The sequence below is a fragment of the Streptomyces sp. NPDC002446 genome, from assembly GCF_053595675.1.
The window spans coordinates 1-10,498 of record NZ_JBSFYC010000133.1; the positions used below are offsets into that span (position 1 = coordinate 1).

The following is a 10,498-nucleotide window of genomic DNA, read 5'->3' on the forward strand; positions in this document are numbered from 1 at the left end:
TGGACGAGCGGCTCGGCAAGATCACCTTCTGGACGCTGTTCATCGGCTTCCACGGCACCTTCCTCGTCCAGCACTGGCTGGGCGCCGAGGGCATGCCGCGGCGTTACGCGGACTACCTCGCGGCCGACGGATTCACCGCCCTGAACACGATCTCGACGATCAGCTCGTTCGTGCTCGGCCTGTCGATCCTGCCGTTCTTCTACAACGTGTGGAAGACCGCCAAGTACGGTGAGAAGGTCACCGTCGACGACCCGTGGGGCTACGGCCGTTCGCTGGAGTGGGCGACGTCCTGCCCGCCGCCGCGGCACAACTTCCTCACCCTGCCGCGTATTCGCTCCGAATCCCCGGCGTTCGACCTGCACCACCCGGAGATCGCGGCCCTCGACGCGCTGCACAACGGTCACGGCGCCGAGGACGGCAAGTCCCTCGCCGGCGGCAAGGAGGCGGGCAAGTGAAGATCCAGGGCAAGATGTTCATCTGGCTCTCCGTCTTCGTCCTGGCCATGGCGATCGTCTATGGCGTCTGGTCGAAGGAGCCGGCGGGCACCACCGCGCTGTTCCTCGCCTTCGGCCTGTGCATCATGGTCGGCTACTACCTGGCCTTCACGGCCCGGCGGGTCGACGCGGGTGCGCAGGACAACGAGAACGCCGAGGTCTCGGACGACGCCGGTGAGCTGGGCTTCTTCAGCCCGCACAGCTGGCAGCCGCTGTCCCTGGCCGTCGGTGGCGCGCTCGCCTTCCTGGGCGTCGTCTTCGGCTGGTGGCTGCTGTACTTCTCCCTGCCGGTGATCCTCGTCGGTCTCTTCGGCTGGGTCTTCGAGTACTACCACGGTGAGAACCGCACGCAGTAGGCGCGCGTCAGGCCAGAACAGCACGGCTGACACGCCTAAGGGCGGGCCCGGACACCTCAACAGGTGTCCGGGCCCGCCCCGTTTGGGGGCCCGGGACAGACCCGTTTGCAGTCCTCCAGCGCGCTGAGACAGGTGATTCTTCATATTTTTGGGTCATGAGCCACAGACCTCGAACCCGGACGGTGCTGAGCTGCGGCCTTCTGCTCGTGCCCCTCGCGGTGAGCACTGCCGCGTGCGGGGGCTCGGCGTCGGAAGCGCTCTCCGCCAATCCCTATGACGCGGGCGACCAGATCACCGCCAACACGCCGGACGGAAAGCGGAAGGCGGATCCGGACAAGCCGCTTGAGGTCTCCGTCAACGACGACGAGGCACGGATCACGGACGTGACCGCCACCGATTCCAGCGGCCGCTTCGTCCGCGGTGAGCTCAGCGCCGACGGCAGACACTGGCGCACCACGGCGCCCCTGGCCGCCGGCACCCGCTACACGGTGCGGGTCAGCACCGAGGAGGAGGACGGCACACCGGGCCGCAAGACGCTCGTGGTCAACACCACAGAGGCAGACGGCCAGTTGACCGCGGTCTTCGGTCCGGAGAGCGGGGAGTACGGCGTCGGCCAGCCGGTCACCGCCGAGCTGAGCAAGCCCGTCAAGGACCCCAAGGCCCGCGCCCTCGTCGAGAGCGCCCTGAAGGTCGACTCCATGCCGCGCGTCGAGGGCTCCTGGTACTGGGTGGACGACAAGAAACTGCACTTCCGCCCGAAGGCCTACTGGCCCGCCCACGCCACCATCTCGGTGCACAGCAACCTGGCCGGCCTGAAGATCGCCAAGGGGCTCTACGGAGGCTCGTCCAAGCCCGTCCGGCTCACCACCGGCGACCGCGTGGAGGCCGTCACCGACGCGGCGGCGCACCGGATGACGGTGCAGCGCAACGGCCAGACGATCAACACCATCCCCGTCACCACCGGCAAGCCCGGGTTCTCCACCCGCAACGGCGTCAAGGTCGTGCTCGGCAAGGAGAGCTTCGTACGGATGCGCAGCTCGACCGTCGGCATCGCCGCCGGGAGCTCGGAGGCCTACGATCTGCCGGTCTACTGGGCCACCCGCGTGACCTGGAGCGGCGAGTACGTCCACGCCGCACCCTGGTCCGTCGGATCGCAGGGCGCGGCGAACGTCAGCCACGGCTGTACGGGCATGTCCACCAGCAACGCCCAGTGGTTCTTCAACACCGTGCGGGTCGGCGACATCGTCAAGGTCGTCAACAGCGGCGGCGAGACCATGACGCCGTTCGACAACGGCTTCGGCGACTGGAACATGCCCTGGAAGGAGTGGCGCGCCGGCAGCGCCCTGAAGGGCAAGGCCTCCGCCACCACAGGAGCGGCCGAGCGCCAGCAGGACCCCAGCAGCGACGCCCGGCTGCGCCCGGAGCTCTGAGCGCGCCCGCTCCTAAGAGACCGTCAGCAGGCCGCTCAGGCCTGTACGAGGTGCCTGCGGCGCAGCAGGCCGGCCAGCGCGTCGGCGAAGGCCACCGGGTCCAGGGGATGGGGCACCGCGGCGTCCGCCCGGCTCCAGGTGGCCAGCCAGGCGTCCTGCGGGCGGCCGATCAGCAGCAGCACCGGCGGGCACTGGAAGATCTCGTCCTTGATCTGCCGGCAGACGCCCATCCCGCCCGCGGGCGCGGTCTCGCCGTCCAGCACACAGACGTCGATGCCGCCCTGCTCCAGGGCCTCCAGGACGGCCGGGGCGGTGGCGCACTCCAGGATCTCGATCTGCGGGACATCGGCGGCGGGGCGCCGTCCGGCCGCCAGCCGGACCTGCTCGCGGGTGTTGGCGTTGTCGCTGTAGACCAGCACCGTGGCAGTCGCCTGCATCGTTCCTCCACGCTCTTCGTAGCGGCACAGCATCGGGTGGCACTCTTGCGCCGGATGCTACTCCCGTGACGGCCGCCCGCAGGAGGGGTCGAACACATCCGGGATCCGCCCGACGGGCCGTCAGGACCAGGCTCCGGGGGACGGGCCGATGGGCCGGGCGCGCGGCGCTTCCCCCCTTCGGGCGACGGCGGAATTGGGCTGTACGAGCAGGGCATACGTCCTTGACACACCGAACGGCACCCCCCGGAGTGAGGGCGGGATAAGCGACCGACATAATGTCGGTCGTGGCGACAGCAACGACAGTAGAAACCGGGCACGCGCACCCGTCGGTCAATCGGCCGAACCTCACCAGCGTCGGAACCATCATCTGGCTGAGTTCCGAGCTGATGTTCTTCGCGGCCCTCTTCGCGATGTACTTCACCCTTCGATCGGTGACCGGCGCCGAGTATTGGAAGGAATCCGCCGATGCGCTGAATCTTCCGTTCTCCGCGACCAACACCACGATCCTGGTGCTCAGCTCCCTGACCTGCCAGCTCGGCGTTTTCGCGGCCGAGCGGGGCGACGTCAAGAAGCTGCGGGCCTGGTTCGTGGTCACCTTCGTCATGGGTGCGATCTTCATCGGCGGTCAGGTCTTCGAGTACACCGAGCTGGTCAAGCACGAGGGCCTGTCGCTCTCGTCGGGCCCGTACGGATCGGTGTTCTACCTGACCACCGGCTTCCACGGACTGCACGTGACGGGCGGTCTGATCGCCTTCCTGCTGGTCCTGGGCAGGACATACGCGGCCAAGAGGTTCACCCACCAGCAGGCCACCGCGGCCATCGTTGTGTCCTACTACTGGCACTTCGTCGATGTCGTCTGGATCGGCCTCTTCGCCACGATCTACCTGATCAAGTAGCCCCTGCCGGCTCGGCATCAGACAGACATATCCACAGCATCGACGCAGAAGATCCTGACACCGGGGTAATCCGTGAAAAAGCTCTCCGCACGACGGCGCCATCCGCTGGCGGCGCTCGTCGTCCTACTCCTCGCGCTGGCGGTCACCGGGGGGCTGTACGCCGCGTTCGCGCCGGCGGACAAGGCTCAGGCCGATGACACCGCCCAGTCCCTTGCCATCAAGGAGGGCAAGAAGCTCTACGACGTGGGCTGTGCAAGCTGCCACGGCACCGGCGGTCAGGGCACCACCGACGGCCCGAGCCTGGTCGGCGTCGGCGCCGCAGCCGTCGACTTCCAGGTCGGCACCGGCCGCATGCCGGCCCAGCAGCCCGGCGCCCAGGTGCCGCGGAAGCAGCCCATCTACAACAACGCCCAGCGCGAGCAGCTGGCGGCGTACGTCGCGTCGCTGGGTGCCGGTCCCACCATCCCGGAGAAGTCGCAGTACAGCTCCGACGGTGCCGACATCGGCAAGGGCGGCGAGCTCTTCCGCACCAACTGCGCGCAGTGCCACAACTTCACCGGTAAGGGCGGCGCCCTCACCAACGGCAAGTACGCACCGACGCTTGAGGGCGTGGACCCGAAGCACATCTACGAGGCCATGGAGACCGGCCCGCAGAACATGCCTTCGTTCGGTGACGGCTCGCTGAGCAAGCAGAACAAGAAGGACATCATCGCGTACCTCGACGCCGTCAACGGCGATGAATCCGAGAGCCCCGGCGGCCTCGACCTCGGCGGTCTCGGCCCGGTCAGCGAGGGTCTCTTCGGCTACATCTTCGGCCTGGGCGCGCTGGTCGCGGTCGCCATCTGGGTCGCAGCCCGGACTACAAAGGCCAAGAAGTCATGAGCGAGACTGGACGACACGCAGACGTGCCAGAAGAAACCCTTCCCAGTGAGCGGGAGACGGCTCACGAAGGCGCGGTGACGGCGGCGGACAACCCGTTCGCCGACCCGGGGCTGCCGGCCCACGAGCACCGTGCCCAGGACATCGACGAGCGGGCCGCCAAGCGCTCCGAGCGCACCGTCGCCCTCCTCTTCGTCGTGTCCATGATCGCCACGGTCGCCTTCATCGCCTCGTACGTGGCCATCCCGATCGACAAGATCGTCTACATCTGGCCGATCGGTCACATCAGCGCGCTGAACTTCGCGCTCGGTCTGACGCTCGGCGCGGCGCTGTTCTGCATCGGTGCCGGCGCGGTCCACTGGGCCCGCACGCTGATGTCGGACGAGGAGGTCGCCGACGACCGGCACCCGATCGAGGCCGCCCCCGAGGTCAAGGCCAAGGTTCTGGCGGACTTCGCGGAGGGTGCCAAGGAGTCGCAGTTCGGCCGCCGCAAGGTGATCCGCAACACGATGTTCGGTGCGCTGGCCCTGGTGCCGCTCTCCGGCGTCGTCCTGCTGCGCGACCTCGGGCCGCTGCCCGGGACCAAGCTGCGCACCACGGGCTGGAAGAAGGGCACCCGCCTGGTCAACCAGTCCACGAACCTCCCGCTGCGTCCCGAGGACATCGCGGTCGGGTCGCTGACCTTCGCCAAGCCCGAGGGCCTGGAGGAGGACGACCACGACTTCAACAACAAGATCGCCAAGGACGCCCTGATGCTCGTGCGGATCCAGCCGCAGGACATCAAGGACAAGCAGGAACTGGCCTGGTCCCACGACGGCATCGTGGCGTACTCGAAGATCTGCACCCACGTGGGCTGCCCGATCAGCCTGTACGAGCAGCAGACGCACCACGTGCTCTGCCCCTGCCACCAGTCGACCTTCGACCTCGCCGACGGCGGCAAGGTGATCTTCGGCCCCGCCGGGCACGCCCTGCCGCAGCTGCACATCACGGTGAAGGACGGCTTCCTCGAGGCGGTCAGCGACTTCGCGGAGCCCGTCGGCCCGAGCTTCTGGGAGCGCGGATGAGTAACGAGACAAGCGCGACCACCACGCGCCGCGGCCAGGCGCCGCGGGGCGAGCGGATCGCCGACTGGGCGGACGGCCGGCTGGGCATCTACAGCCTCGCCAAGTCCAACATGCGCAAGATCTTCCCGGACCACTGGTCCTTCATGCTGGGTGAGGTCGCGCTCTACAGCTTCATCATCATCATCCTGACCGGTGTCTATCTGACGCTGTTCTTCCACCCGAGCATGGCCGAGGTGACCTACCACGGTTCCTACGTGCCCATGCAGGGAATCCGGATGACCCAGGCCTTCGAGTCGACGCTGGACATCAGCTTCGACGTCCGCGGTGGTCTGCTCATCCGCCAGATCCACCACTGGGCCGCGCTGGTCTTCCTGGCCGCGATGATGGTCCACATGATGCGGGTGTTCTTCACCGGCGCCTTCCGCAAGCCGCGCGAGGTCAACTGGCTGTTCGGCTTCCTGCTGTTCGTGCTGGGCATGTTCACCGGCTTCACCGGCTACTCGCTCCCCGACGACCTGCTCTCCGGCACCGGCGTGCGGTTCATCGAGGGCGTCATCCTGGCGATGCCGCTGGTCGGTTCGTACCTGCAGATGTTCATCTTCGGCGGCGAGTTCCCCGGGCACGACATCATCCCGAGGTTCTTCACGGTCCACGTGCTGCTGCTGCCGGGCATCATGCTGGGCCTGCTGGTCGCGCACCTGATCCTGGTCTTCTACCACAAGCACACCCAGTTCCCGGGTGCCGGCAAGACCAACAACAACGTCGTGGGCATGCCGCTGCTGCCGGTCTACATGGCCAAGGCCGGAGGCTTCTTCTTCCTGGTCTTCGGTGTGATCGCGGTGATCTCCGCGGTCGCCAGCATCAACCCGGTGTGGGCCATCGGACCGTACCGGCCCGACCAGGTCTCCACGGGCGCCCAGCCCGACTGGTACATGGGCTTCGCCGAGGGTCTGATCCGCGTCATGCCGGGCTGGGAGTGGAACTTCTGGGGCCACACCATCAACTTCGGTGTGCTGATCCCGATCGTGATCTTCCCGCTGGTCCTGGTCGCCATCGCGGTCTACCCGTTCGTCGAGTCCTGGGTACGCGGCGACAAGCGCGAGCACCACATCCTGGACCGCCCGCGCAACGTCCCCACCCGCACCGGCTTCGGTGTCGCCTGGCTGGTCGCGTACTTCGTGATGCTGATCGGTGGCGGCAACGACCTGTGGGCGACGCACTTCCACCTGTCGCTCAACTCGCTGACCTGGTTCGTCCGGATCGGATTCTTCGTCCTCCCGGTGCTGTCCTTCATCGCCACCAAGCGGATCTGCATGGGTCTGCAGCGCCGCGACCGGGACAAGGTGCTGCACGGACGCGAGTCCGGCATCATCAAGCGCCTGCCGCACGGTGAGTTCATCGAGGTCCACGAGCCGCTCAGCCAGGAGCAGCTGCACGTCCTGACGCAGCACGAGCAGCCCAAGCCGCTCGAGCTGGGCCCGGAGGTCGACGAGAACGGCGTCAAGCGCAAGGTGAAGCGTTCGCAGAAGCTGCGCGCCAAGCTCTCGAAGTCCTACTACGGCGAGGACAACGTCGTCGCCAAGCCCACGGTCGAGGAGTACCGGGAGATCACCAGCGGCCACGGCCACCACTGATCCCCCCGGTGCCTGGTAGCGCACCGTAGGCAGTACGCCACCCAGAGGGCCCCGTCCGTTGATCGGACGGGGCCCTCCGGCGTATCCGGGGCTCGATAGGGTGACGGCATAAGCAGGACACACACCAGGAGCGTGGACCATGAACGTTGTGACCCCGGCAGGCGGCGACAGCGTGGCGGCCCACACCTGGCCGGGCATCCTGAACGCCCTCCTCGACGGCCGTGACCTCAGCGCGGACGACACCGCCTGGGCCATGGACAAGATCATGCGGGGCGAGGCCAGCGACGCCCAGATCGCCGGCTTCGCGGTGGCCCTGCGCGCCAAGGGCGAGACCGTCGCCGAGATCTCCGGCCTGGTCCGCACCATGTACGCGCACGCCCGGCTGATCGAGGTCCCCGGCCCCAGCGTCGACATCGTCGGCACCGGCGGCGACGGCGCCAAGACCGTCAACATCTCCACGATGTCCTCGATCGTGGTGGCCGGCACCGGCGCCAAGGTCGTCAAGCACGGCAACCGCGCGGCGTCCTCGGCCAGCGGCGCCTCCGACGTCCTGGAGAAGCTCGGCGTCAACCTCGACCTCACCCCGCAGCGGGTCACCGAGGTCGCCCAGGAAGCGGGCATCACCTTCTGCTTCGCGGTGAAGTTCCACCCCTCGCTGCGGCACGTCGCCAACGCCCGGGCCCAGCTCGGCATCCGTACGACCTTCAACGTGCTGGGCCCGCTGACCAACCCCGCGCAGGTCCGCGCCCAGGCGACCGGCGTCGCCGACGCCCGGATGGCGCCGATCCTGGCCGGGGTGCTCGCCGAGCGTGGCTCCTCCGCGCTGGTCTTCCGCGGCGACGACGGCCTGGACGAGCTGACCACGACCGCGACCTCCCGGGTGTGGGTCGTACGGGACGGCACGGTGCGCGAGGAGCGCTTCGACCCGCGGGACGTCGGCATCGACCTGGTCCCCGTCGAAGCCCTGCGCGGCGCGGACGCCTCCTACAACGCGGAGGTGGCCCGCCGGCTGCTGGACGGCGAGACCGGCCCGGTGCGCGAGGCGGTGCTGCTGAACTCCGCGGCCGCGCTGGTGGCTCTGGAGCCGGGCGACGCCCCGCTGGCCGAGCAGATCCGCGCGGGCATCGAGAAGGCCGCCGCCTCGATCGACTCCGGCGCCGCCCAGCGGGTGCTGGAGCGCTGGGTGGCCGCCAGCAACGCCTGAGCGGCCGGTGACACAGCGTGTGACGCAAGCCCCAGTCCGTCATGCGGACCGGGGCTTGCGCGTTGTTGATCGTGTGGCATGATGCTGCGCAGGTCACGAGTGACAGCGACACAGGCCCCGGCCCGCTGTCCGGCAACCCTCCTTCCGTGGCGGGGTGCCCCGGGTGATGACCAGGCCGTAGGCAGCGAGGTCTGCGGCAAGCGCGGATCCCTCGCCAGGGATCCTGGTCCCCGAGGGAGAACTTCCGTGAATCAGCGAATGCGATAGGGCCCGACGGCCCCTTTTTCCGCACCCTTTTTCTCTTCCACGCTGCCGCTTCGCGCCGTACGCCGTGACGCGTTCCGCCGTACCCCGACGCGCCCGCCGCAGCGAATTCGCTTACCTCTTACGGGAGTTCGCCATGTCTGTTTCCGCCGTTGCCGCCGACCGTTCCGTTTGTGCCCCGCTGCCGGTTCTGGGCCGTGACGTCCTGGTCCCGCTCGTGACCGGCGGCGAGGTCGACTACGCCGCGCTGGACTACGCCGCCAGCGCACCGGCGCTCCAGCGGGTCTGGGACGACGTGGCCGCCTACGCCCCGTACTACGGCAGCGTGCACCGCGGTGCCGGATACCTCTCCCAGCTCTCCACCGACCTCTTCGAGAACAGCCGCCGCACCATCGCGGAGTTCCTCGGCTGCCGCGCCGAGGACCAGGTCGTCTTCACCCGCTCCACCACCGACTCCCTCAACCTCCTCGCCGCCGTACTCCCGCAAGGCACCCGGGTGTTCGTCTTCGAGACCGAGCACCACGCCTCGCTGCTGCCCTGGGAGCAGCGCGCGGACACCGCGGTGACGTACCTCAACGCGCCGCGCACCCCGCAGCAGGCGGTGGACACCCTGGAGAAGGCCCTGGCGGAGCGCGAGCCCTACGGCCCGGCGCTGGTCTGCGTCACCGGTGCCTCGAACGTGACCGGCGAACTCTGGCCCGTCCAGGAGCTGGCGGCCGCCGCCCACGCCCACGGCGCGCGGATCGTCCTCGACGCCGCGCAGCTCGCCCCGCACCACCCCCTCGACATCGCGGAGCTCGACGTCGACTGGGTCGCCTTCTCCGGGCACAAGCTGTACGCGCCGTTCGGCTCCGGAGTGCTGGCCGGCCGCGCGGACTGGCTGCAGGACGCCGAGCCGTACCTGGCGGGCGGCGGCGCCAGCCGCAAGGTCTCCCGCCGCACGGACGGCGGGGTGGACGTGGAGTGGCACACCACCGCGGCCCGGCACGAGGCCGGCTCGCCGAACGTCATCGGCGCCTACGCGATCGCCTCCGCCTGCCAGGCGCTGACCGAGGCCGGCTTCGACACCCTGGTCGCCCGCGAGCAGGCCCTGATCACCCGGGTACGGGAAGGCCTGGCCGAGGTGCCCGAGGTCAGGGTGCTCTCCCTCTTCGGCGACGACGCCCCTCGGGTGGGCGTGCTCTCCTTCGTCGTCGAGGGCTGGAACAGCTCGCACTTCGCGGCCGCGCTGTCGGCCGAGTACGGCATCGGCGTACGCGACGGCCTCTTCTGCGCGCACCCCCTCGTCCGCACCCTGCTGGGCAGCGAGCCGCAGGAGCCGGGGGAGTGCGGCGCCCCCGAGGCGGCCCCCGGCGAGCGCTCCCTGAACGCCATCCGCGTCAGCTTCGGCGCCGGCACCCCCGACGAGCACGTCGACCGCTTCGTACGGGCGGTGAAGGAACTGGTCACGGACGGCGCGCGGTGGAACTACCGCACGGAGGACGGGCGTTGTGTGCCCGCGTCTGCCTGACGGGGTCGCTGCCCACGTTTCGGCTGGCCCGCCGTGGGGGTTTCTCGCCGTTGCGCCTGCGGCGGGCTGTTGCCGCTGCGCGGGGCGTTTTCGGCTGCGGGTGCGGCCCTCCAGACTCCGTCCTACGGTCCGCCCCCTCCCGTGGGTGGGTGGGGATTTCGTCTGTCGTCGTCAATGCTGCCGGACCCTCGCCGTCGTGGCCGCTCACCGTTGCGGCAGATGAAGGGCAGGGCGCGCCCCCACGCACCTCCCTCCACCCACCCACGGGAGGTGGCGGGCCGGAGGGGCAGTGTTTCCGGACGTAAAGCGAAGCAGTCCGGAAACACTGCC

Annotated in this window: 10 protein-coding genes and 1 riboswitch; of the genes, 9 read left to right on the forward strand and 1 reads right to left on the reverse strand. The window is 69.1% G+C overall.

Annotation, left to right across the window (positions count from 1 at the left end):
* The 3 genes from ACWD6P_RS36390 to ACWD6P_RS36400 form a co-directional block, all read left to right on the forward strand.
* Positions 1-455, forward strand: a 455-nt coding sequence (locus ACWD6P_RS36390) for a cbb3-type cytochrome c oxidase subunit I (RefSeq protein ID WP_451448500.1), incomplete at its 5' end; no start/stop codon positions are given.
* On the forward strand, positions 452-850 hold the full coding sequence (locus ACWD6P_RS36395; RefSeq protein WP_042161924.1) for a cytochrome c oxidase subunit 4: 399 nt from the start codon (positions 452-454) through the stop codon (positions 848-850). The genes ACWD6P_RS36390 and ACWD6P_RS36395, both read left to right, overlap by 4 nt.
* Positions 851-1,005: 155 nt before the next feature.
* Positions 1,006-2,280, forward strand: a complete 1,275-nt coding sequence (locus tag ACWD6P_RS36400; RefSeq protein ID WP_451448501.1) for an Ig-like domain-containing protein — start codon at positions 1,006-1,008, stop codon at positions 2,278-2,280.
* Between the two features lie 35 nt (positions 2,281-2,315).
* On the opposite strand, the gene ACWD6P_RS36405 is transcribed toward ACWD6P_RS36400, so the two are convergent.
* Positions 2,316-2,717 (reverse strand): hypothetical protein, encoded by a 402-nt coding sequence (locus ACWD6P_RS36405; RefSeq protein ID WP_451448502.1) that lies wholly within the window; start codon positions 2,715-2,717, stop codon positions 2,316-2,318.
* A gap of 275 nt (positions 2,718-2,992) precedes the next feature.
* Here ACWD6P_RS36405 and ctaE point away from each other — a divergent pair, with 275 nt between their 5' ends.
* From ctaE to ACWD6P_RS36435, 6 genes are all read left to right on the forward strand, one after another.
* Positions 2,993-3,613 carry an aa3-type cytochrome oxidase subunit III gene (gene ctaE / locus ACWD6P_RS36410; RefSeq protein ID WP_451448503.1) on the forward strand — a complete coding sequence of 207 codons (621 nt, stop codon included), beginning with the start codon at positions 2,993-2,995 and terminating at the stop codon, positions 3,611-3,613.
* Positions 3,614-3,685: 72 nt separating this feature from the next.
* Entirely contained in the window at positions 3,686-4,495 is an 810-nt protein-coding gene (qcrC, locus tag ACWD6P_RS36415) for a cytochrome bc1 complex diheme cytochrome c subunit (protein WP_451448504.1), read from the forward strand.
* Positions 4,492-5,556: a cytochrome bc1 complex Rieske iron-sulfur subunit gene (gene qcrA, locus ACWD6P_RS36420; protein ID WP_451448505.1), complete on the forward strand. Its 1,065-nt coding sequence runs from the start codon at positions 4,492-4,494 to the stop codon at positions 5,554-5,556. Before qcrC ends, qcrA begins: the two co-directional genes overlap by 4 nt.
* Entirely contained in the window at positions 5,553-7,190 is a 1,638-nt protein-coding gene (qcrB, locus tag ACWD6P_RS36425; protein WP_451448506.1) for a cytochrome bc1 complex cytochrome b subunit, read from the forward strand. Before qcrA ends, qcrB begins: the two co-directional genes overlap by 4 nt.
* Positions 7,191-7,329: 139 nt before the next feature.
* The gene (trpD, locus tag ACWD6P_RS36430) at positions 7,330-8,394 is read left to right on the forward strand and encodes an anthranilate phosphoribosyltransferase (RefSeq protein ID WP_451448507.1); all 1,065 of its coding nucleotides are present in this window, start codon (positions 7,330-7,332) and stop codon (positions 8,392-8,394) included.
* Positions 8,395-8,485: 91 nt separating this feature from the next.
* A riboswitch (SAM riboswitch) is annotated at positions 8,486-8,603 on the forward strand.
* A 191-nt stretch (positions 8,604-8,794) separates the two neighbouring features.
* Positions 8,795-10,168 (forward strand): aminotransferase class V-fold PLP-dependent enzyme, encoded by a 1,374-nt coding sequence (locus tag ACWD6P_RS36435; protein ID WP_451448508.1) that lies wholly within the window; start codon positions 8,795-8,797, stop codon positions 10,166-10,168.
* Positions 10,169-10,498 lie beyond the last annotated feature (330 nt).

What these genes read in the sequence shown, in the direction of transcription:
- ctaE (WP_451448503.1), top strand. Translation starts at nt 2,993, where the DNA reads ATGTCGGTCGTGGCGACAGCAACGACAGTAGAAACCGGGCACGCGCAC.
- ACWD6P_RS36435 (WP_451448508.1), top strand. Translation starts at nt 8,795, where the DNA reads ATGTCTGTTTCCGCCGTTGCCGCCGACCGTTCCGTTTGTGCCCCGCTG.
- qcrB (WP_451448506.1), top strand. Translation starts at nt 5,553, where the DNA reads ATGAGTAACGAGACAAGCGCGACCACCACGCGCCGCGGCCAGGCGCCG.
- qcrA (WP_451448505.1), top strand. Translation starts at nt 4,492, where the DNA reads ATGAGCGAGACTGGACGACACGCAGACGTGCCAGAAGAAACCCTTCCC.
- trpD (WP_451448507.1), top strand. Translation starts at nt 7,330, where the DNA reads ATGAACGTTGTGACCCCGGCAGGCGGCGACAGCGTGGCGGCCCACACC.
- ACWD6P_RS36405 (WP_451448502.1), bottom strand. Translation starts at nt 2,717, where the DNA reads ATGCAGGCGACTGCCACGGTGCTGGTCTACAGCGACAACGCCAACACC.
- ACWD6P_RS36400 (WP_451448501.1), top strand. Translation starts at nt 1,006, where the DNA reads ATGAGCCACAGACCTCGAACCCGGACGGTGCTGAGCTGCGGCCTTCTG.